Consider the following 23,146-nt stretch of genomic DNA (forward strand, 5'->3'; position numbering starts at 1 on the left):
GCGCTGGAACAGGCCCTTCGCTGCGGGCACGGAGCCCTTTCCTGCGGAAAGGGCTCCGACCCCGATCAGGTATTGCCTGGGTCAGTTGTCCAGACGGGCCGCGGCGGCAGCGATCTCGGCCGGGGTGTCCGGCGCTTCGCCCTTGGCCACCAGCGTGGTCAGGGCCAGGTCGCCGGTCACGTTCAGCGCGGTGCGGCACATGTCCAGGAAGTGGTTCACGCCCAGGATCAGGCCGATGCCCAGCGGATTGACGCCGACCATCGCACAGATCATCGCCACCACCGGCAGCGAGCCGGACGGCACACCGGCCGTACCGATACCACCAAGGATGCAGACCGCCATCACCATGATCTGCTGGCCGATGCTCAGGTCGACACCGAAGAACTGGGCCAGGAAGATCACCGTCACGCCCTCGAACAGTGCGGTGCCGTTCTGGTTGGCGGTGGCACCCACGGTCAGCACGAAGCGCGACACGCGCTGCGGCAGGCCCATCTGGTCGGCCACGCGCAGCGCGGTCGGCAGGGTTGCGTTGCTGGAGGCGGTGGAGAAGGCCATCACCGTGGCCTCCTGGGTCTGCCGGAAGAACGCCAGCGGCGAACGCCCCGACAGCCATACCGCGGTGCCGTAGGTCACCACCATGTGCAGGCCCAGTGCCAGCACCACCACGCCCACGTAGGCACCCAGGCGGATGATCAGGTCGAAGCCGAACAGCGCGGCCAGGTTGAACATGAAGCAGGCCACGGCATACGGCGCCAGGCGGATGACCAGGTTGATCAGGGTCATCGAGATCTCGAACACGCCTTCGATGGCGCGACGCAGCGGGGCCACCTTGGCCTCATCGGTCAGCACCATGCCGATACCGAACATCAGCGCGAAGAACATCAGCGACAGGATCGCGCCATTGTCCGAAGCGGCCTGCAGCACGTTGCTCGGCACGATCGACAGCAGCATGTCCATGCCCTTCGGCGTGCCATGGATGCCAGCCACGATTTCCTTGCTGCGCTCGGCGTTCTCCGACAGCATCAGCGCGGCCACCTGCGGGTCGACGCCGGCACCGGGCTTGAGCAGATTGACCAGCACCAGGCCGATACCCACCGCGATGCCGGACAGCAGCACGGTGTAGGCCAACGTCTTCCAGCCGATGCGGCCGAGGGCGCGGATGTCGCCCATCTCCGACACGCCCATGATCAGCGCCGAGAAGATCAGCGGCACGATCAGCATGAAGATCAGGTTGAGGAACAGGCCCGAAGCCGGGGTGGTGACATAGTCCATTACCCACTTGGCACCGGTCTGCAGGCCTTCGACGCTGCCGCCCAGGGCATGCACGATCAGTCCCAGGACCAGGCCGATCGCAAAGCCGATGCCCATCTTCCAATGCAGGGGCAACTTCTTCTTGTCGGCAGCAGCTGCTGTCATGCGCGGGATTCCTCGAAAAATGAATCTACTCTAACAAAGCGCGCAAGCCGCGCCGGTTCAGGGTTGCCGCGGCGGATACAGCGGCGGCAGCCCAGTGTCGACGGCGCCGCTGGCGGCCGACCAGTGCGGTCCGTCACGGAAGCTTTCGCGCAGGCGTGCCCGCAGCGCGCTGACCTCCCCCACCCCGCCCCAGCGCGCCTGCTGCAACGCCTGCAGGGTCTGCCGCTGGGCCGGATCGGCCAGCCGCTCGATCACCTGTTCCAGACGCTCCACGCCCGCCATCGAACACAGCAGCGCCTCCACCTGGTCGAAGCCCTCGCCATCGATGGCGCGGCGCAGCTCGGCCACGCTGGCACGCGACGACGGCGCAGGTGCAATGGCCCCGGGGCGGGGAGCCGTACGGGCATGGCCGACTGCATGGCGCCCACGTCGCCATCCCCATGCCAGGGTCAACAGCCACAGCACGGCCAGAGCTGCCGCGGCGGCCATCCACGGCCACGGCCGGGTACCGGCTGCGGTCGGTGCAAGAGAGGACGCAACAGCGGGTGCGGCAGCTTCCGGCAGCGCGGCATCGGTATCGATGGGTTGCGCCACGGGCGCGCCGGCCCGGCCCGCCGCCACGGCCAGCTGCAGATCCGGCAGGCTGGCCTGCTGGGCACTGCCGCTGTCCACATTCCACCACGCCACGCGCGGCCCGGGCACACGCAGCGATCCCACCTGCCGCGGCACGATCGAATAGCGCCGGGTGATCTTCAGGCGTGGCGTGCTGCCGTTGAAGGTCTCCTCGTACTGGGCCGGTTCGGCGAACACCTGTGCGGCATCGCCGAGGTCGGGCACGGGCAGATCGGTGAACTGGGCCCGGGTGGCGCCGTTGGCGATTGCTTCAACCATCACGGTGGCCGCTTCGCCCGTGCGCGCAGTGCTGGGTGCGGTGGTGTAGCGCAGCTGCAGGCTGTGCAGTGGCAACCATGGCTGCACGGCCTGCGCCGGTTGCGCCTGCACCTGCAGCGTGCGTTCGGCACCGACGGCATTCATGCGGCCATCGCCACCGCTGCCGAAGAAGTCATCGAAGAAGCCCCCGGCACTGCGGCCGGCGAAGCGCGCGCCAGGCAGGCGCAACGCACCGCTGCGCTCGGGGATCAGCAGGAAGCGACGTTCGACTACGTTGTAGCGTCGGCCGTTGACCTGGCGCACGTCGCTGCGGTCCTCGCCCACCCGCTGCAGCGACGCGCCACTGGGGGTGTCGAGCACCAGTTCGCCCGACGCCAGCTGCGAGGCGAAGTACAGCCTGACCACCACGCCCACGCTCTGCTGCACGTAGGGCGTCGGGTCATCCACCTCGGTTTCGATGAAGGCGGTGGCATTGCTCTGCGGGGTGGCCACCACGGCATCACTGACCTGCAGCACCAAGGGCACCGTGCGTGCACTGCCGACCTGCAACGAAGGCACCTGCAGCGTACCGGTGCGGCGCGGCGTCAGCGCAACCGTATAGAGGTTGCGCTGCTGGACGCCGCCGTTGCTCCATTGCACCTGGCGATTGCTGCTCTGCGCACTGAGCACGAAATCGGCATTCAACGGAGCATAGTCCGGTGCACCTTCGTCGGTCTCGATGTGCAGGGTGACCGCGTCACCGGCGGCGATGCTCTCCTGTTCCAGCCAGGCGCGCGTCTGCGCCATGGCCACCATCGGCAGCCACAGCAGCAGCATCGCCAGCACAGGCAGAGGCCACCGGAATTGCCTGCTCGCCATGCCTGTCATCGCCCTTCCCTCTTTCTACGTTCGTTTTCCAACTGGAACTTGGCCCGCAGCAATGCCCCCGGATCATCCGGTACGCGCCGCATCCAGGCCTCCACGGCCTGCTGCTCCTCGCGCTGTTGCGGCGTGCCGCCATCACCGCGCACCGCCGTCTTGCCGGCGTCGCCAGCACGCGCCTGCTGCAGGGCCTGCTGCATGCGCTGACGCTGCTGGGCATCGGCCTGCGCCTGGGCCTGCGCGTCGGACGCCTGCGGCGGCGGCTGCTTCGCACCCTGCTGGCCGGAGCCTGCAGAGGTCGGGTTCTGCTGGCCTTGTTGGCCCTGCGGTTGCCGCTGGCCTTGTTGGCCTTGTTGCGGATTCTGCTGGCCCTGTTGCGGCTGATTCTGCTGGCCTTGTTGGCCTTGCTGGCCCGGTTGATTCTGCTGCTGGCCCTGCTGGCCCTGCTGGCCCTGCTGGCCTTGCTGGCCCGGTTGATTCTGCTGCTGGCCCGGCTGCGGCTTCTGCTGCCCCTTGCCCTGCCCCTGGTCATTGTTCGACGGCGGCTTGCGCTTGCGCGCAGCGTCGACCACGGCGCGGTTGGCGACGGCGTCGGCCATCTGCGGGTGGCGCGTCAGGGCCTTGTCGTAGGCGGCGATGGCGCCGTCGTAGTCACCCTGGCGGGCAAGCACGTTGCCGAGGTTGTACCAGCCGGCATCGCTGTCGATGCCTTCGAACTGCTTGCGGGCAGTAGCGAAATCACCTTGACGGTAGGCCTGCACGCCCGCGGCCAGGCGCGCGTGCTCACGCTGGTCGGCACGTTCCCACAACGTGCCCGCTGCCGCTGCAGGTGTCGGCGCGCGCGGCTGCGCCTGCAGCTGCCCGCTCAAGGGCAGAAGACCCACGGCCAGTACCGCCGCCAGTACCGCGCGACGACGGAATGCCAGCAGTGCCAGCAGCATCACCGGCGGCAACAACCAATAGCCTTCGTCCTGCCATTGCCGGGCCTGCCCCGGCCGCTGCAATGCGCCGCCATCGCTGGCATCCAGCACATCCAATGCCTGCAGATCGCGATCATCGCTGGCGATGCGCTGGTAACGCCCGCCGCCTGCGGTGGCGACGGCACGCAGGCTGGTTTCATCCAGCGCGGCCTGTGCGATCTGGCCTTGACCATCGCGGTAGGCGGCGCCGGACGGCGTGCCCAGGCCCAGCACCGACACCTGCAGGCCGAGACCACGCGCCTGCGTTGCCGCAAGCACCGCTTCGCTGTCGGCCTGGTCGCTGACCAGGAGAATCTGGCCGCGCAGGGCACCGGTCTGGCGCAGCAACCGCACCGCCCAGTCGATGCCACGGTCGGCGCGCTGGCCATCACGCGGCATCACCTCCGGCGCCAGCGCGTCCAGGTACAGCGCCACGTTGGCCGCGTCGTCGGTCAACGGCGCCACGGTATAGGCGTCTTCGGCATAGACCACCAGGCCTAGCTGCCCGCCTTGACGGGCGCGCAGCAACGCACCGATCTTCGCCCGCGCCTGCAGCAGGCGCGAGGGAGGAAGGTCGGTCGCGGTGATGCGGCTGGAGAGATCCAGCACCACCACCAGCGGCGCGCTGGCCTGATAGACCGGCTGCGCCTGCTGCCGCCAGCTGGGTCCAGCCATCGCCAGTGCAGCCAGGGTCCAGCCCAGCAGCAACGCCCAGGGCAGGCGCGCGCGTCGCTTTCCCTCGCCAGCCAGCAAATGCGACAACAGATGGGCATCGACCGCCTGCCGCCAGGCATCGCTGCGCCGTTGCCGGTACACGGCCACCGCCACGATCAGCGGCAGTGCCGCCAGCATCCACAACCAGTCCGGACGCAGGAAATGCAGCGCGCTCCAATCGAACGCGCTCCAGTCGGGCATTTTCAGCAAGGTGGCGCTCATCGGCGACGCTCCGGCCATACCCACGCCAACGCGCCAAGCAGCAACGCGACAGCCAACGGCCACGCATAGCGCTCGTTGCGCGGACGCAGTGTCGGCCCCTTCGCGGCAATCGGCTCCAGCCTGTCCAGTTCGGCATAGATGCCGGCCAGCTGGTCGGTGTCACGCGCACGGAAGAAGCGACCACCGGTCATCTCGGCGATCCTGCGCAGCGTTGCCTCGTCCACCGGGTCGCGGTCGGCGGCCACGGGAATGCCGAAGAACCGCGCACTACCGTCGCTGCCAAAGGCCACGGTGTGCACGCGCACGCCTTCGGCACGTGCCAGCTCGGCCGCGCGCAGGGGTTCCAGCACACCGGCGTTGCTGACGCCGTCGGTCAGCAGGATCAGTACACGCTGCCCTTCGGGCTGACTGCGCAGGCGTTTGACCGCCAGCGCGATGGCATCACCAATGGCCGTCTCGCGCCCGGCCAGGCCGACCACGCTGTCGCGCAGTTGATCGCGCACGCTGGATAGATCCGCGGTCAACGGCGTGAGTGTGTAGGCACGATCGCCGAACACCAGCAGGCCGACGCGATCGCCGGCACGACGATCGAGGAAATCAGCCAGCACCGCCTTGGCAGCCGTCAGACGCTCGACCGGCTGTGCGCCAAGCACCATGTCCGGCTCGCTCATGCTGCCGGACACGTCCATCGCCAGCATCATCTGCCGGCCTTCCTGTGGCGGGGTGATCGCCTCACCCAGTTGCTGCGGGCGCGCCATCGCCACGCACAGCGCCAGCCAGCCCAACCACAGCAAGCCGCTGCGCAACCAGGAAACCCCGACGCGGCCGCCGCCCGCCAGTGCTTCCAGTTCGGCAGCGGCGTAAGGCACGCGCAGCGCAGCGCCAGGATCGGCACGCCGTTTCCACGCGTACATCAGGATCGGCAACGGCAGTGCCAGCAGCGCCAGCGGCCACGCCAGCTGCAGATCCGGCCAGGGCCAGTAAGCTGCCAGCGCGCTCATCGACGGCGCTCCTGCAGCAACGCCAGGTAGCGCGCCCGCGCCCACGCGCGCACATCGGCCACGGCGGCGGCATCCACATGGGGACGATAGGCCCCCTCGGCCAGCAGGTTGCGCTGCGCAGCCGGAAGGGTGTCCCTGGGATCGACATACTGCCACCACGCGACATCGCGCAGCGCTTCGCTGCCGGGGCGTGCCTGACGCGCCGCACGCCGCAGCAGGCTGGCGATGGCGGCCAGTTCCGACGGTTCGCCGGTCACAGCAGCGATCTCCTGATCGAACAGACGCAGCCACTGTTGCCGGCGGCGACGGCGACGCCAGGCCACCGCAGCAACGATCGCCAGCAGCAGCAGGATCAGGGCGATCAGCATCAGCCAACCGGGAGCCGGCGGCCACCACGAGGGCGAAGCCGGCAACTGCACATCACGCAGTGGCAGGGAGGCACTCATGCCGGCACCTCCGTCGCTGCCGGTGCCAGCCAGGCATCGCTGGCCGCATCGGTGGAAAGCACCTGCACATCGACGCGACGCGCGGCGAGCTGGCTGCGCAGCTGCTGCAGGGGTTCGACGAAATGCGCTTGCCAGTGCGCCTGTACATCGCTGCGGCGCAGGTCCAGGCCGATGCGCTGCTGTGCGGCGAGAAACTGCAAGGGGGCCGCAGGCGGCTGCAGCTCGAGCGGATCGACCAGCAGCAGCAGACTCAGGTCATGATGCTGGGCCAATGCGCTCCAGCGCGCCGGCGGAATGCGGATCGCCTGCAGCGGATCGGCCAGCACCAGCATCCGCGCGCCGGGGCGCAGCACCCGCCCAGCATGGTCCAGCGCGCGCTCCAGGCCGAGGTCATCGGCCGGTGGCTGCGAGTACCAGCGCGTGAGTGCATCAAGTACACGCAGTACCCCACGGGCACCGCCGGCCGGTGCGATCGGCGCCTCACGATCACTGCCGCGCAATGCACCGATGCGGTCGCCGCGACGCTGCGCAGACCATGCCGCGACGGCGCCGGCACGCGCCGCCTGCACCGACTTGAAGCGAACGCGGGTGCCGAAATACAGCGCAGGCGACGTATCGGCAACGATCAGGGTGACCCGCTCGCGTTCTGCCTGGAACAGTTTGGTGTGCGTGCGACCGGTGCGCGCGGTGACGCGCCAGTCGATGTGGCGCGCGTCGTCGCCCGCCACGTACTCACGTGATTCGGCATATTCCATGCCTCGTCCGCGCAGCGGCGACGGCGCCTGGCCTGCGCTGCCCGCGCGCCCTCGACGAGGCGGCGGCGGGCGCTGCGCCAGGCGGCGCAATGCCACCAGCTCGGCCAGCTGCGGGCGCAGACCATCGCCATCACTGGTGCTCGGAGCAGGTCCGTTGGGCGTGCCGGTCATGCGCGCACTCAGGGTGCCGGTACCCGGGCCAGCAGTTCCTGTACCAGGCGTTCGCCATCCCAGCCTTCGGCGATGGCTTCATAGCTGGGCAGGACCCGGTGGCGCAGCACATCGGCCGCCACGGCGCGCACGTCGTCAGGGGTGACGAAATCACGCCCTGCCAACCACGCCCGCGCCCGCGCGCACCGCTCCAGTGCGATGGAGCCACGGGGGCTGGCGCCCCACGCGATGCGGCGCCCCAGCGAGGCGTCGTAGCGCGAAGGGTCGCGCGAGGCCAGCACCAGTTCGATCAGGTAGCGCTCCAGCGCGGGGGCCATGTGCAGTTCCAGCACCTCGCGGCGCGCATCGAAGACATCCTGCATCGGCAATTTTTCCGGCGCCGCTGCGGCCTCGCCAAGCGCACCCCGGGCACGCTCGCGGGCCAGCCGCAGGATCTCCGACTCGGCCGCCTGGTCCGGATAACCGATGCGTACGTGCATCAGGAAACGATCCAGCTGCGCTTCCGGCAGCGGGAAGGTGCCTTCCTGCTCGATCGGGTTCTGCGTGGCCATCACCAGGAACAACGAGGGCAGCGCGTAGGTGTGGCGGCCGACGGTCACCTGGCGTTCGCCCATCGCTTCCAGCAGCGCGGACTGCACTTTGGCGGGCGCGCGGTTGATTTCGTCGGCCAGCAGGATCGGGTGGAAGATCGGCCCCGGCACGAACTCGAAACGCCCTTCCTGCGGGCGCCAGATCTCGGTACCGGTCAGGTCGGAAGGCAACAGATCCGGGGTGAACTGCACCCGCGCGAAGTCTGCTTCCAACCGTGCCGCCAAGGCCCGGATGGCCGTGGTCTTGGCCAGGCCCGGAGCGCCTTCCACCAGCAGGTGGCCATCGGCCAGCAAGGCGATCAGCAGGCGTTCGACCAACGCCGCCTGACCGACGATCTCGGCTGACAGTGCATCGCGCAGGTCACTGAAGGCCGCATGCAGGCGCGAGGTGATGGGGGCAGGCGGCGGAGAAACGGATTCGGGCATCGGCGGAGGCAGGTTCATGGGGGCCTTTGACCGGCGCAGGATGGCTCGGGTTCCCCACATCATCGCAGGCCGTCCGGCTGCTGGCATCAAGAACGGCTGAACAGCCTCCACGCATGGCGTGGATCTACTCGCCCATCCACGCATGGCGTGGATCTACTTGAGGACGTGGCGTGGATCCATTGCGCCCATCCACGCATGGCGTGGATCTACCTGGGCAAACGACGCGGGGCCGCACATGGCGGCCCCGGTCGGATGCAGCAGGTGAAACGCCTCAGTTCTGGCGGGCCACGCGCAGGACCTTCGGGGTCACGAACACCAGCAGTTCGGCCTTGTCCTTGTTGCGGCCACGCTTCTTGAACAGGTTGCCGAGGAACGGCACATCGCCCAGGAACGGCACCTTGCTGACACTGTTGCGGTCGGTGAACTCGTAGACGCCACCGATCACCACGGTCTGGCCATCTTCCACCAGCACGGCGGTATTGACCTCGCGGCGGTTGATGGACGGCACCGTGCCGTAGCCCTGCAGCTGGATCAGCTGGTCGACCTCATCCTTCTTCACCGCCATGTTGAGGAACACGCGGTTGTCGTTGGTGATGGTCGGGGTGACCTTCAGTTCCAGAACCACTTCCTTGAACTGGACGTTCGGGGTGGCCACGCCACCGGCGCCGCCGCCACTGATGGTGACATAGCCGATTTCCTTGCCCTGCTTGATCAGCGCCTCGCGCTGATTGGTGGTCACCACCCGCGGATTGGAAATCACTTCACCACGCGATTCTTCCTGCATGGCGGACAATTCCACGTCAAGCAGATAGCCGGCATTGAGGATCGACAGCGCCAGCGAACCTGGATTACTGGCCGTTGCCACCGGCAGGTTCCAGTTCAGGCCGCGGGTGATGGCCGAACCGACCGAAACCGGCGGCGGACCCACGCGGCCACCGGCGATCCAGTCGCGCTCGGCCTTCGCGTTCGCGCTGGTTGCGTCCACCTGCGACTGGCGGGTCTTGGCGTTGGCATCGAGGTCACCGCTGAAGTACACGTTGTCACGGCTGCCGCTGATACCAAACTTGGCGCCCAGCTCGCGAGCGAACGTGTCGGTGGCGATGACGATGCGCGCTTCGATCAGTACCTGGTCGACCGGGCGGTCGATGACACTGATCAACTCGCGCATGCGCGCGATCTTCTTCGGAATGTCGCTGATCATCAGTGTGTTGGTGCGCTCGTCGGCGACGATGCGGCCGCGGCCCGACAGGAAGCCACTTTCTTCCTGCGAACTGCCGCCACCACCACCACCGCCGCCACCACCGCCACCACCACCGATGCCCTTGGCCTCGGTCAGCGCTTTGAAAATCTGCGTGGCGCTGTGATAGTTGATCTGGACGTAGTCGGTCACCAGGTCTTCGCGGTTCTCGATGGCGATGCGCGCGTCTTCCTTCTCCTGCTCGAACTTGGCCAGCTCGGACTGCGGCGCAACCCACACCACGCTGCCGTCACGACGCTTGTCCAGGCCCTTGGCACGCAGCACGATATCCAGCGCCTGGTCCCACGGCACGTTGACCAGGCGCAGGGTCACATTGCCCTGCACCGAGTCGGAGGCCACCACGTTCAGATTCGACTCTTCAGCGATCAACTGCAGCACGGTGCGCACGGGCACGTCCTGGAAGTTGAAAGTCACCGGCTTGCCGGCGAAGCCGCGCTGCGGGACCCCCTTGGCGGCCTGGGTCACGCTGCCGGCAGTGACTGCGCCAACGGCGGCCTGCGCCTGCCGCGGGCTGATCTCAACCACGTACTCGTTGCCGGTCTGGTAGGCCAGCGACTCGACCGGACCGCCCGTGCTCAGCACCAGCTGGGTGCCGGCGCCGGACGGCTTGGCGTCGATGCGCTGCACCGGGGTGGCGAAGTCGGTGACGTTCATCGGCTTCTGCAGGTTGGCCGGCAGGCGCGCGTTGCCGACGTCGACCACCACGCTGTTGCCCTGGCTGCGCAGGTCGGGCATGGCGCCCTGGCCGTCGAACTGCAGGATCAGGCGGCCCGCGCCGTCATCGCCACGCTTGAAATCGATGCGTGCGACCGACAGACCTGCCGGTGCAGCGGCCGGCGTGGCCGCCAGCGCCGTGCCGGTCGGCTTTTCCGACGGTGCGGCGGCCAGCGCCGGAGCGCAGGCCAGCATCAACGCGACTCCCAGCGCGCTGATGCGGTTCAAGGTAGTGCGCCGGATGGGACGCAGCCCCTTGGCTTGGTGAAAGGTCATCGTGCTATCCCCAGTAAACGATCATTGATCTTCCAGCGCGAGCGTTGCTGGACGTTCCAGCCAGCCACCCGCGCCATCCGGCACCAGTTCGATCAGCTCCACGCGGTCTTCGAAGACCGCGGTGACCCGCCCGTCGCTCTGCCCCAGGTAACCGCCGGGACGCACCCGATAGGTCACCTTGTCCGGCCCCATCACCAGCGCCACGGTGCCGGCGCCTGTTCCGATGGTGCCGACCATGTCCAGCGCGTCCAGCGGGAAGCCTTCCATCGGCTCCTTGCGCCGGTTCGGGTCTGGCCGCAGCCCCCCGTTCCCCTGCTGCGGATTGGTCCAGGCATCGGTGAACGGATCGCGCATGCCCTGCGCGGAATACTCGAAGGTCTCGAACTGCTGCATCACCGGCAGCGGCTCCAGCGGCTGCGCCGGTCGCGCACGCTCGCTTTCGACCCACTTTTCCAGGTTGGGTGCATCACCCGGCGTGCTGGTCACGCCGCGGCCACAGGCGGCCAGCAGCAGCACCGTCAACGCCATGCCACCACGTGCAATGAAGGAACGGATCACTTCTTCGCCTCCTTGCCCGCTTCAGCCTTCTGCTGTTCCTCGACCTCGGCCTCATCCAGGTAGCGGTAGGTCTTGACCGTACCGGACAGTTCCAAAGCACCGGCCCGGATGTTGCCGCCGGTCTTGTCCTTGGGCTTGAGGTTGATGTCGTGCATGGTCAGGATCACCACCCGCGGCAACGAGGCCACGCCGCTGACGAAGGCACCGAACTGGTGGTAACTACCCACCATCCGCAGCTTGATCGGCTTCTCGGCGTAGAACTCCTTAATCTGCTCCTGCTCAGGCTCGAACAGCTCGTTGGCCAGGCCGCTGGACAGCGCGGTCTGCGAGATGTCGATGATCAGGTCCGGCATCTCGGTCTTGCTGGGCAGCTGCCGCAGCATCTGCTGCAGGACCTGCTCCATCTGTGCCAGCTGCTGCTTCAACGGTTCCAGGTTGACTGCGCGTTCCTGTTCCTTGGTGAACTCGGCACGCAGCTCGGTTTCCCGCGATTCCAGTCCAGCCAGTTCTTCGCGCTTGCCGCTGATCAGCAGCATCCACAGCACGAACATGATCACCAGGGCGATCAGCGAGCAGAACACGATCTTCGCGTTCCTCGGCCAGTTGCCGATGTCGTTGAAATCGAGGTTCTTGATGTCGACTTTCTTGCTCATGCGCGATCCCCCTGCAGCGGGGCGTGGAAGGCCTGCGGTGGCTGCGCCAGGCGGCTGCCCTCAGGCTTGGTGGCCGGTGCGGCCGGTGCAGGCTTGGCGGGCGCAGGCGTTGCCGCCGGTGCCGGGGCCTGTGCCGGAGCCATTGCAGGCGTGGCCGCCGGTGCCGTAGCCGTCCCCGGCTGTGGTGCGGCAGCGGCAGGCGCCGCGGCGTCGGGCCCGGCACTGAGCGGTGCGACCGTCGGTGCCGCTGGTGCGGTGCTGGCCACGCTGCCATCAGGGTTCAGGCCCGGCGTGGTCGCCGCTTCCTCGCTCTGCGCGGGCAGCTTGACCTTGACCTTGAACACGTACGGCAATGCCTTGATGTCGGCTACCGGACCGGTCGCGCGCCCGTCCTTGTCCTTGTCCGGCTCACGCGCCTCGATGATCGCCAGCTCCGGATTGGTCATCCAGCCGGAGACTTCGAGGTTGCGCATGTAGGCCGAGACCCGGGCGTTGGACTGGGTGCGGCCCTCCAGGGTCAGCACGTCGCCTTCCTGCTGCAGGGCGGTCAGCACCACGCCATCGGGAATGGTGCGGACCAGCGCATCGAACAGGTGGACCATCTGCGAGCGCTTCGCCTGCAGCTGCTCGATCACCGCCTTGCGGGCCAGCAATCGGTTCTTCTGCTCATCGAGGCGATCGATTTCCTTGTTCTGCTCCTTGACCTTGTCGATCTCGGTCTGCAGGTAAGCGTTGCGATCGTTCTGCCCGCTGACCTGCATGTCGTAGTAGAACCAGATCAACAGCGACAGCAGCAGGCCACCCAGCGCGGCCATGCCCAGCATGACGCCGAACTCGCGCTGGCGTTGCTTGCGCCGTTCGGCGCGCCAGGGCAATAGATTGATGCGTGCCATCAGTCAAAGCTCCTCAGCGCCAGACCGGTCGCGATCATCAGCGCGGGGGCGTCCTGGGCCAGCGCGTGCGCCTGCACCTTCGGCCCCAGGGTCATCTGTGCCAGCGGGTTGGCGACCACGGTCGGCACGCCCAGCTGTTCCTCGACCATCTCCGGCAGGCCTGCAAGGGCGGCACAGCCGCCAGCCAGCACGATGTGATCGACCCGGTTGAATTCGCTGCCGGCGTAGAAGAACTGCAGCAGACGGCTGATCTGCTGCACCGTGGCTTCCTTGAACGGCTCCAGCACTTCCATCTCGTAGCTTTCCGGCAGCCCGCCCTGGCGCTTGGCCAGACCGGCTTCCTCGTAGCTCAGGCCATAGCGGCGCATGATCTCGTCGGTCAGCTGCTTGCCACCGAACACCTGTTCGCGGCTGTACAGGCTGCGGCCACCACGCAGTACGTTGAGGGTGGTCATGGTGGCGCCGATATCGACCAGCGCAACCACGCCCTCGGCCGAAACCGGCAGCTCGCTGGCCACCAGGGCGAAGGCGTTCTCGACCGCGAAGGCCTCCACGTCCATCACCTTGGCCTGCAGGCCACCCAGTTCCAGTGCGGACTGGCGCAGTTCCACATTTTCCGAACGCGAGGCAGCCAGCAGCACCTGGACCATTTCCGGGTTGTTCGGGATCGCCCCGATCACCTCGAAGTCCAGGTTCACTTCCTCGATCGGATACGGAATGTAGTTGACCGCTTCCAGCTCGATCTGGGCTTCCATGTCGTTCTCGTCCAGGTCGGCCGGCATCGGGATCACCTTGGTGATCACCGCCGAACCGGCCACGGCCGCAGCGGCCAGCTTGGCCTTGCTGCCGGAACGGTTCATCGCCCGGCGGATGGCCTCTCCCACGGCCTCCACTTCGACGATGTTCTTCTCCACCACCGCGTTCGGCGGCAGCGGTTCCACGGCATAATGTTCCACACGGAAACGATTGCCGCTACGGGAAAGCTGCAACAGCTTTACCGCAGTCGAACTGATGTCGACGCCAATGAGTGGCGACTGACTTTTTGGGATGAGCCCCACGGTTTCTCCCCTGCCGACGGGCACTTGGACGCAAGAGCTGCGTCCGCGCATTAATAACGTATTCTTAGCAAATGGCAACCGCCCTGCTGTGACATCCCTCACAGGATGAACACGCAGCCCCTGGCGTCCCCTTGCACTCCCCAGTGCCGGCCCCAGCCGCCACCTTGCGTAATCTATACTCTGCGACCACGAAATTCGCAATCGGAATCTGACACCGATGACCCGTCTCCGCCGCTGGCTGCGCTGGATCTTTCTTGTTGTCCTGGTCCTGGCGCTGGTCGGAGCGGCCGCCGTTGGCGGCCTGTACTACGCCGTTTCTTCCAAGCTTCCCGACGTGCAGACCCTGCGCGACGTGGAAATGCAGGAGCCGATGTACGTCTACGCTGCCGATGGCAAGCTGATGGCGGTGTTCGGTGAGACCCGGCGTACCCCCATCACCATGAAGGACGTACCGGAGAAGCTGAAGCAGGCGTTCCTGGCGACCGAGGATGCCCGCTTCTACGAGCACGGCGGCGTGGACTACAAGGGCATCGGTCGCGCGGTGTGGCTGCTGGCCACCACCAACGACAAGCGCGTGCCCGGTGGCTCCACCATCACCCAGCAGGTGGCCCGCCAGTTCTTCCTCAGCTCCGAGTACAGCTATACCCGCAAGCTGGCCGAGATCCTGCTGGCGCGCAAGATCGAGTCCGAGCTGAGCAAGGACGAGATCTTCGAGCTGTACCTGAACAAGAGTTTCTTCGGCAACCGCGCCTACGGCGTGGCCGCTGCTGCCGAGTTCTACTACGGCAAGAAGCTGGGCGAGCTGGACCTGGACGAGATGGCCTCGCTGGCCGGCATCCCCAAGTTCCCGTCCTCGGGCAACCCGATCTCCAACCCGGAGCGCGCCCGTCAGCGCCGTGACAACTATGTGCTGCAGCGCATGGCCGACCTGAAGTTCGTCAGCCAGGCCGAGGCCGACGCGGCCAAGGGCGTGCCGATGCACGCCACCGCGCACGAGCCGCCGGTGCAGGTCGATGCCCCGTACGTGGCCGAGCTGGTACGCCAGGAAATGATCGCCCGCTTCGGCGGCGACGTGGTCAACAAGGGTTACCACGTCACCACCACGATCGATTCGACCCTGCAGACCGCGGCCAACCTGTCGGTGCGCGACGGCCTGCTGCTGTACGACCATCGCCACGGCTGGCACGGCGTGGAGAAGCAGGTACAGCTGGGTGCCGGCGATGACGCCGCTGCACTGGCCGAGCACCTGCGCGGCATGTTCGGCCAGTCCGGCCTGCTGCCGGCGATCGTCGCCAGCACCGGCGCCGACGGCAGTGCCACCGTAGTGCTGGCCAACCGCAGCGAGATCGTGCTGCCGGCTGGTGCCGCCAAGTGGGCCAACAAGAGCCCGGCCAAGCTGGTACAGCGCGGCGACATCGTGCGCGTGCGCGCCGGTGCCAAGGAAGGCGAGTGGCTGCTCGACCAGCTGCCGCGCGGCCAGTCCGCGCTGGTCTCGCTGGACGCCCACAGCGGCGCACTGAAGGCCCTGGTCGGTGGCTTCAGCTTCTCCGGCAACAAGTTCAACCGTGCCACCCAGGCCCGTCGCCAGCCGGGTTCGAGCTTCAAGCCGTTCGTCTATGCGGCCGCCTTCGACAAGGGTTACAACCCGGCCTCGATCGTGCTCGACGCCCCGGTCGTGTTCCGCGACCGCCGCGGCAAGACCTGGGCGCCGCAGAACGACGGTGGTGGCTTCCGTGGCCCGATGCGCCTGCGTGAAGCGCTGGTGCAGTCGCGCAACCTGGTCTCGGTGCGCCTGCTTGATGGCATGGGCGTGGACTACGCGCGCAAGTACATCAGCCAGTTCGGCTTTGCCGAATCCGAGCTGCCGCCGAACCTGTCGATGTCGCTGGGTACCGCCTCGCTGACCCCGCTGTCGGTGGCCCGCGGCTATGCCGTGTTCGCCAACGGCGGCTCGCGCGTGGACACCTGGCTGATCGACCAGGTCAACGACCGCGATGGCAACCTGGTGTTCAAGGAAAACCCGGCGATGGCCTGCCGCGACTGCGCCGGCAGCAGCGACCAGCCGGTGAACCAGGTGGTGGACGGCTTCAACTTCGGCGCCCCGGCCCCCAAGGTCGACGCCACCGCCGCCGCCAAGGCGGAAGCCAAGACCGAAACGCCGGCCGCACCGGCCAATCCGGATGCGCGTACCGCACCGCGTGCGATCGACGCCCGCACCGCGTACCAGCTGGTGTCGATGATGCGCGACGTGGTCCAGCGCGGTACCGGCGCGCAGGCCAAGGTGCTCGGCCGCGAGGACGTGGGCGGCAAGACCGGCTCCACCAACGACCACCGTGACGCCTGGTTCTCCGGCTTCGGCGGCCCGTACGTGACCACCGTGTGGGTGGGCCGCGACGACTTCCGTTCGCTGGGCTACCGCGAATACGGTGGCAAGGCCGCCCTGCCGATCTGGATCGACTACATGCGCACCGCGCTGAAGGACACCCCGATCGCGCAGAACGAACCGCCGAGCGGCATGGTCCAGGCCACCCTCAACGGTGCGGTGGAGTGGGTGAAGGTGGAAGACATGGACCGCCTGACCGACTACGACCTCAACCTGCAGAGCACCCCGCAGGCCGACGCGGCCGCGTTCGATATCTTCTGAGGCCAGGCTTGGTAGGTGCCAACCGGTGGTTGGCACTGCCCTTTGTGGAGCCGAGCCCATGCTCGGCTCCGGGGGCCCGCGGTAGAGCAGCCGAGCATAGGCTCGGCTCTACAGCATCAACGGCACCCTCTTGCTCGGGTAAACGCCAACCCTCGTTGGCACCTCCGTGAAATACCCACGCAGATGTCACATGCCTGCGCTAGTCTGTAGCCAGGTCGCAACAGGGAGTCATCGCATGCACCGCGCTCACCAGCATGCTGCCAGCCAGACCCGCGAACGGCGTCATCGCCTCGCCCACGAAGCCGCCCGGCTGATGGCCGAAGGCGGAATCCGCGACTTCCACCAGGCCAAGCTCAAGGCTGCCAGCCGTCTTGGCATCCACGACGATGCCTCGCTGCCCCGCAACGTCGAGATCGAACAGGCGCTGCGCGAATACCAGCGGCTGTTCGCCGGCCCACAACACGGCAACGAACTGCAGCGGCGGCGCGAGTCCGCGTTGCGTGCGCTGGAGTTCCTGCACGGCTTCTCGCCGCGCCTGGCCGGGCCCGTGCTGGATGGCACTGCTGATGCCAACAGCCCCGTACAGCTGCACCTGCACAGTGACGACCCGGAGGCCGTGCATCGCTTCCTGGAGGAGCATCGCATTCCCGCCGAATCGCGTACGCGACGCCTGCGGCTGGACCGCGAGCGCAACCTGGACGTGCCGGTGTGGGTGTTCAGTGCCGAAGAACTGACCTTCGACCTCGCGGTGCTGCCCTATGACGCCCTGCGCCAGGCACCGCTGTCGCCGGTGGATGAAAAACCCATGCGCCGGGCGTCGGCCACGCAGCTGCGGCAGCTGCTGGCCGAGATGGAGATCACCGCCTACATCGGCGGGTGACCGGTGCAGAGCCGAGCCCATGCTCGGCTCAGCGCTGCCGCGATCTGCGCGGAGAGCAGCCGAGCACCGCTCGGCGCTATTGGAAGATCAGCTGTTCCTCGGACGGGGTGGCCAATCGCGCCAACCACGGCACTGCGGCACGATGCGGATACTCGGCCATCATGCGTGCGTGCATCTTCTGCAGGTCATGCAGGTTCCAGGCGTGCGAATACACATCCTGGAAATCATCCGCCCAACCACTGCGTACACGCATGCGTTCGCCATCAAGGTTCGGCACCAGGTACCACGGCACCTGCAGGATCTCGGCCAGGGCCTTGTTGCGTACGGCGCTCTCGCGCCCCGACCGCTGCAGCTGTTCGATGCGGAAACTCACCCGCCGGCAGGGAAAAGGCATGCACGCACCGGTCGCGTTGATGTAGTCGGCGATGTCGGCGTACATGTCCGCCTGCAGCTTCATCGCCACCGGGTCCTGCAGTGTCTGCCGCACCCGCAACGTGCGCTGGGTGCTGCCGCGGATCTCCGCGGCACTGTAGAAGGGATCACCCGGCGTCGTGCCGCCGTGGCGCACCAGCACGATGCGATGGATCGCCTCATCGGTCAGCACTTCCACCCGCACGGCCGCGGCCTGCGGGTGGATGCGCGGCTGCGGCACGTTCAGCACGCGCCAGAACCCCCACACCATCAGCCCCATGCAGATCATCAGCAGCAGACATGCCAGCGTCCACGTATCCATGTCGTGGGTGACGTAGCGGATGCGGGCGCGCCAGACGTAGTAGCGCCGGTAGGTCATGAAGCGGCTCATGAAGTTGTACATCGCAATTTCCTCTGCAATGGCCCCGGCGCGGCGGGGCTCGTTACGCGCACCACGCCGGGGCGTCATGGCTTACCAGCCGATGCCCACACCCACGCCCATGGTGCGTTCACCGCTGTTAGTGAACGCACCATTGAGGCTGAAGGTGGCTGAGCCCTTGTCGTTGAGTACGCGCTGGTAGCCCACCGCCATGGCCGACTCGCCCTCGGCGTAGCCCACGCCCGCGCCGAGGCGGTTGTAGGTGGCCAGGCCAGCGGTGTTCATGGCCATGGCCGTCTGCGCACTGCTCATCGCCGCCATGCGGTTGAAGCGCTTGTCCATCTTGTCCAGGCGACGCTCGAAGTTGCTGATGGCGCCATCGGTGTACTCATTGGCGCGGGCCAGCATCTTCTCCAGTTCAGCGGTATCGACCTGCGGCGCGGGCGACGGCGTGTCGTCCTGCTTCGACTTCGGCTGCGGCGTAGGCGACGTGCCCTCGCCTGCCGAGGCCACCTGCGGCGAATCACTGGCTTCCGGCGTCGGCGTGACCTGTTCGGTCGGCGCAGCGGAAGCGGTAGCCACCGCACGCGACTGCGGCTGGCCATCCACGCGCTGCTCCAGACCATCCATGCGGCCATTGAGCTGCTGCTGCACGGCGTGCAGCTGGCCACCGTTGACCGCCTCGCGGCTGCCGGCGGCAATCAGGCCGTTGGCCACGTTGGAGATGACCATGCCGTTGGCGCCCGCCAGGGTGAGCTGGTGGGTGCCGTCGCTGCGCGTGGAAGGGGCTTCCTGGAAGACCGAGCGGAGCTGGGTTTCGACGCGGTCCATGCGGGAGCCGGTGGTGACTACGGCGGAGTCCAGCGTGGTGAGTGCGTCGTTGACGGTGCTCTGGTGCTGGCCCTGGACGGTGAAGCCGGGGGTGGTGACGTTGCCGTTGGCGTCGATGTTTCCGCCGAGTGTGAATAGGGCGCCGCGGAGCTGGCCGATGGTGGCTGCGTCATGCTGAGCGACCCCATGAGCGACATTGGTCAATCTACGCTTGAGCGAATCATTGCCAAAGGAAATCACTCCCCTTTCTGAAGCATATGAATAGGCGCCGAGAGCGACGGACTCCAAAGCATCCTCCGTGACGATTGCATAGCTTCCCAATGCAACTCCCCCGCTCTGGTCTACTCTCGCACCTGCGCCCAGCGCATATCCGTTTTCCGCGAAAGAACTGACATACGCGCCACGCCCCAGGGCAACAGAGTTCTTCCCTAGCGCGCTTGTATAGCTGCCAACTGCAGTCCCACCTTCAGAATCCATCGAAGCCTGAGCGCCATTACCGAGAGCAACACCGTAGATTCCCGCCTCAGCGCGCTCCCTATGCAGTTCCGATCCGACCGCTAGCATTTCTGTGCGCTCTTCCAAACTTACGACTCTGGAATTGGTTGCATACAACTGCCCCCCGTTCACAACATCCTTGCCCTCGGGCAACAGCCTCCCATCGGCTACACCTGTAAGGTTCGCGCCACCGAAGTCGATTACGCCACCAGCGCTGGCGGCAACGGCAACGGCAACGTCGGAGTTTGCTGCGTCGCGGAGTGCGTCGAGATCACTCCTGTTCCGCGCGATCTCCTGCTTCGCTCCGTACAGCTGACTACCCGTCACCGCATCACGGCTACCTGCGGCAATACGCCCATCGGCCAGATTCGACAGAACCATGCCTTGCGCGCCTGCCAGATTCAGCTGCCCAACTCCATCCGCCCGGATCGAGGGTGACTGCTGGAACGTCGCGCGCAACTGGCCTTCGATGCTCTCTACACGACTATCTGACCTGACCACTGCACCGTCGAGTGCAGCGAGGGCGTCTCCGACATTATTCTGCGTACTGCCCTGTACGCCATAGGTCGGGGAGATGAAAGATCCATTCCCATCCAGACCTGCGCCACCACCCAGCCCTGATACGGATTCGGCAAGCTGGCTGATGGTCACTGCATCGGAATCGCCGATGCCTCTACCGACGTTAACAAGCCGACGCTGAAGATCGTCATGACCGAATGAAACAGTAAACTCTTCCGACGCCAAGGAGCGGCTACCAATAGCCACGCTGTCAAGCGCCCCATACTGCACGCGGCTTTCAGCACCAACTGCAAGCCCCCCTTCAGCCTCCACCAATGACCTGACTCCGAGTGCGAAGGCGCCGGTCGCACCGTCACGAACCGAAGCAGCTCGCCCTATTGCGACAGAGTTGGTACCACCCGCAACGGCGTAGCCCCCAACCGCGACTCCTCCCTCACCAGAGACGGACGCCGATGCAGAATCTCCGATGGCTACAGAGAATCTTCCCGCCGACGCCTTCTCCTGATCGCCACCAGCACCTACAGCAATGAACCTACCGGCCCCTTCCAGTGCCGAGATCTTCTGGTTCGTAGCAAACAACTGCCCACCATTCACCGCATCCGTACTGGTCGCAGAACTGATATCCCCCGCGGCCACACCCGATACGCGGGCGCCCTCCATGTCCACCAACCGGCGGTCAGCACTGAACTTCACCACACCATCCAGATCCGGATCGAAGTTGTCGAAGTCCGCACGCAGCGCATCGACCTCGACCCGGTTGTCAGCGATACGTCCGTCGTGATCCGTCAGCTGCTGCGCATGCCCGGCCAAGGCCTGTCGCTGCGTCTCCACCAAGGCGTTGGTTGCAAACAGCTGCTGCCCGGTCACCGCATCCGTGCTGCCCGCGCCAAGCGTGCCGTTGGCGATGTTGTAGATGCGTCGCTTGCCACCGCTCTTGTTCGCGACATCCACGATGGTCCCAGTGTTTTCTGCACCCAGGCGGACATTGCCACTGGCAGATACCTGACCCACTAGTCCGCCCAAGGCATCAGCCTTCTGCACAGCGCCATCGGCCACGCCACGGGCGGCGTCGGCCGCTGTCTTCGCTGCAGTTGCCGCCGTGCGCACGCTGGTCACTTCGCTGTTGGTGGCATTGAGCTGCTGCCCGGTCACTGCATCCGTGCTGGACGTGCTGAGCACGCCATTGGCAAGATTCTGCAGCCTGCGCTTGGTACCGGCCTTGTTGGCAACGTCGACGACGGTGCCGGTGTTGTCTGCGCCCAGCCGCACGTTGCCGCTTGCCGACACCTGCCCCACCAGGCCATCCAGTACCGCCACCCGCGCCTGCGCGCCGTCTGCAGTCACCTTCACCGCCGCCATGCTGGTATTGGTGGCATGCAGCTGCTTGCCAGTCACCGCTTCACTGCTGGACGTACTCAAGGCGCCATCGGCCACGTTGACCACTTTGCGCTTCAACGAGCCGTTGCCCACCGAGACCTGATCGGTTGCAGTCGTGGCTGAGCCATTGCCGAGCGCAACCGCGCCCGCATGTGTCGCACTGGCGCGATCACCGAGGGCCAATGCGCTCTGCGCCGTGGCACTCGCCTGATTGCCTACGGCCGAGGCATACAGGCTGCTGGCAACGGCTCCGCGCCCAACGGCCGTGGCCTGGTTGGCCGACGCGTTGCTCTGGAAGCCTAGAGCCGTTGCGTGCGTGCCTTTGCCGGACGCCTCATGACCGACGGCAACACCTCGATCACCCGTTGCGACAGCATCCAGCCCAAGCGCCACCGCACCGTTGCCGCTGCGGGTGCCAGCACCGATCGACACCCCTCCGTTGCCACTGATCTTGTTGCCCGCGTCATCCACCGTCGCGCGAGCGTCCGCGCCCATGGCGACGCTCTTGCCGTTGTAGGCCTTGGCGTTGTTGCCCAGTGCCGTGCTGATGCCATAGCTCACCTGCTCTGCCACAGCGCCCGCGCCCAGTGCCACGGCACTGGCATTCAGCCGCGCAGTCACTGCATCAGCCGCTACCTGCGCCTTGCTGACATTGGCGTTGGTTGCAGTGAGCTGCTTGCCCGTGACCGCCTCGGTACTGGAGGTGGTCAGCGCGGCATCTGCCAGCCCGGTGAGCCGGCGGTTGGCATTGGACTTGTTGCGCACGTCCAGCACGGTGCCGGTGTTCTCACCGCCCAGGCGTACATTGCCGCTGGCCGATACCTGGCTGACCAGGCCGCTGACTGCATTGGCCTTGTTCAGTGCTGTGGTGGCGTTGGTGTTTGCCGTATTGGCCGTGGACTGGGCGGCGGTGGCGGCGGTCTTCGCCGCGGCGGCGGCCGTCTGCGCGCTGGCTACATTCGTGTTCGTGGCATTCAACTGCTTGCCTGTCACCGCGTCAGTACTGGTTGTCGACAGGCGTGCATCGGCCACATTCACGATACGCCGCTTGGTGCTGCCATTGCCCACCGAGACGGTATTGGATTCACTGGCCAACGAATGGGATCCCAATGCAAGGCTGCCGGATTTCTCGGCCTTCGCACCGTAGCCGAGCGCCACCCCGTCGTAGCCGGAGTTGGATTCACCACCGATTGCGATCGCGCCGGTGAATCCGCCGGTTCCTGCGTACGCATTGCCGCCGATAGCAATCTTTGAGATGCCTGCCCCGGCGTCAGTCATGGACCCACTTCCCACGGCAATGGAGTTCTCGGTGCGAGCCTTGGCATTGTTTCCCAGCGCAGTGGCACCAGTTCCCTTAGCTTCGGTCATGGCACCAACAGCCGTACCGTAGCCTCCGTTAATCACCCTTGCACTGAATCCGATCGAAGTACTGTTATCACCGTGTCCCTCGGCGAAGTTTCCCAGAGTTACGCCGTGCTTTCCGTTGGCGCGGCTCTTGATCCCCGCCGCCAAGCTGCCATAGCCGTTTGCACCCGCCTCGCCCCCTAGTGCCATTGTTTCAGCTGCGGTCACAATGCTCCAGTTGCTGGCCGTCGTGTTGCCATACACCTGCCCCTTGATTACGCCCTGCACCCCAGTATTCGAGAGCGGCGACCAGCCCGTGTGTGCTAGCGAGTTCAGCATCAGCCACTGTGACCATGCCTCGTCCCCGTCAGCAGTCGCTTCATCTGCCATGACGGGCGACGCCA

At 66.5% G+C, this 23,146-nt stretch carries 16 protein-coding genes; 2 read left to right on the plus strand and 14 right to left on the minus strand.

The annotated features are described in order from the left end of the window. Nucleotides 1-81: 81 nt before the first annotated feature. From ACFX4F_RS13445 to ACFX4F_RS13500, 12 genes are all read right to left on the minus strand, one after another. Entirely contained in the window at nucleotides 82-1,416 is a 1,335-nt protein-coding gene (locus ACFX4F_RS13445) for a dicarboxylate/amino acid:cation symporter (protein WP_380656064.1), read from the minus strand. 57 nt (nucleotides 1,417-1,473) lie between these two features. After that, on the minus strand, nucleotides 1,474-3,174 hold the full coding sequence (locus tag ACFX4F_RS13450) for a BatD family protein (RefSeq protein WP_380656067.1): 1,701 nt from the start codon (nucleotides 3,172-3,174) through the stop codon (nucleotides 1,474-1,476). Next, nucleotides 3,171-5,063 (minus strand): tetratricopeptide repeat protein, encoded by a 1,893-nt coding sequence (locus ACFX4F_RS13455; RefSeq protein WP_380656070.1) that lies wholly within the window; start codon nucleotides 5,061-5,063, stop codon nucleotides 3,171-3,173. Before ACFX4F_RS13455 ends, ACFX4F_RS13450 begins: the two co-directional genes overlap by 4 nt. After that, entirely contained in the window at nucleotides 5,060-6,064 is a 1,005-nt protein-coding gene (locus ACFX4F_RS13460) for a vWA domain-containing protein (protein ID WP_380656073.1), read from the minus strand. The genes ACFX4F_RS13455 and ACFX4F_RS13460 overlap by 4 nt, the downstream gene beginning before the upstream one ends. Further along, nucleotides 6,061-6,510 carry a DUF4381 domain-containing protein gene (locus tag ACFX4F_RS13465; protein ID WP_380656076.1) on the minus strand — a complete coding sequence of 150 codons (450 nt, stop codon included), beginning with the start codon at nucleotides 6,508-6,510 and terminating at the stop codon, nucleotides 6,061-6,063. Before ACFX4F_RS13465 ends, ACFX4F_RS13460 begins: the two co-directional genes overlap by 4 nt. Further along, nucleotides 6,507-7,436, minus strand: coding sequence for a DUF58 domain-containing protein (locus ACFX4F_RS13470; RefSeq protein ID WP_380656079.1), 930 nt, complete (start codon nucleotides 7,434-7,436; stop codon nucleotides 6,507-6,509). The genes ACFX4F_RS13465 and ACFX4F_RS13470 overlap by 4 nt, the downstream gene beginning before the upstream one ends. Before the next feature lie 8 nt (nucleotides 7,437-7,444). After that, entirely contained in the window at nucleotides 7,445-8,470 is a 1,026-nt protein-coding gene (locus ACFX4F_RS13475) for an AAA family ATPase (RefSeq protein ID WP_380656081.1), read from the minus strand. Nucleotides 8,471-8,723: 253 nt separating this feature from the next. Beyond that, the gene (locus ACFX4F_RS13480) at nucleotides 8,724-10,700 is read right to left on the minus strand and encodes a type IV pilus secretin PilQ (protein ID WP_380656083.1); all 1,977 of its coding nucleotides are present in this window, start codon (nucleotides 10,698-10,700) and stop codon (nucleotides 8,724-8,726) included. A gap of 21 nt (nucleotides 10,701-10,721) precedes the next feature. Continuing rightward, on the minus strand, nucleotides 10,722-11,228 hold the full coding sequence (locus ACFX4F_RS13485) for a pilus assembly protein PilP (RefSeq protein ID WP_080150643.1): 507 nt from the start codon (nucleotides 11,226-11,228) through the stop codon (nucleotides 10,722-10,724). 26 nt (nucleotides 11,229-11,254) lie between these two features. Beyond that, nucleotides 11,255-11,911 (minus strand): type 4a pilus biogenesis protein PilO, encoded by a 657-nt coding sequence (locus ACFX4F_RS13490; protein WP_099820828.1) that lies wholly within the window; start codon nucleotides 11,909-11,911, stop codon nucleotides 11,255-11,257. Next, nucleotides 11,908-12,804, minus strand: coding sequence for a PilN domain-containing protein (locus ACFX4F_RS13495; protein WP_099820827.1), 897 nt, complete (start codon nucleotides 12,802-12,804; stop codon nucleotides 11,908-11,910). The genes ACFX4F_RS13490 and ACFX4F_RS13495 overlap by 4 nt, the downstream gene beginning before the upstream one ends. Beyond that, nucleotides 12,804-13,862, minus strand: coding sequence for a pilus assembly protein PilM (locus tag ACFX4F_RS13500; RefSeq protein WP_032951624.1), 1,059 nt, complete (start codon nucleotides 13,860-13,862; stop codon nucleotides 12,804-12,806). Before ACFX4F_RS13500 ends, ACFX4F_RS13495 begins: the two co-directional genes overlap by 1 nt. 217 nt (nucleotides 13,863-14,079) lie before the next feature. On the opposite strand from ACFX4F_RS13500, the gene ACFX4F_RS13505 reads away from it, so the two are divergent. Beyond that, nucleotides 14,080-16,506, plus strand: coding sequence for a penicillin-binding protein 1A (locus ACFX4F_RS13505; RefSeq protein WP_380656087.1), 2,427 nt, complete (start codon nucleotides 14,080-14,082; stop codon nucleotides 16,504-16,506). 235 nt (nucleotides 16,507-16,741) lie between these two features. Further along, nucleotides 16,742-17,386, plus strand: a complete 645-nt coding sequence (locus tag ACFX4F_RS13510; RefSeq protein WP_099820825.1) for a hypothetical protein — start codon at nucleotides 16,742-16,744, stop codon at nucleotides 17,384-17,386. A gap of 76 nt (nucleotides 17,387-17,462) precedes the next feature. Here the strand turns inward: ACFX4F_RS13510 and ACFX4F_RS13515 are convergent, their stop codons facing one another. After that, nucleotides 17,463-18,200: a hypothetical protein gene (locus tag ACFX4F_RS13515; protein WP_099820824.1), complete on the minus strand. Its 738-nt coding sequence runs from the start codon at nucleotides 18,198-18,200 to the stop codon at nucleotides 17,463-17,465. 69 nt (nucleotides 18,201-18,269) lie between these two features. After that, nucleotides 18,270-23,132, minus strand: coding sequence for a YadA-like family protein (locus ACFX4F_RS13520; protein WP_380656107.1), 4,863 nt, complete (start codon nucleotides 23,130-23,132; stop codon nucleotides 18,270-18,272). Between the last annotated feature and the right edge of the window lie 14 nt (nucleotides 23,133-23,146).

It is taken from the genome of Stenotrophomonas sp. YIM B13575, assembly GCF_042787595.1.
Classification (GTDB): Bacteria; Pseudomonadota; Gammaproteobacteria; order Xanthomonadales; family Xanthomonadaceae; genus Stenotrophomonas; species Stenotrophomonas lactitubi_B.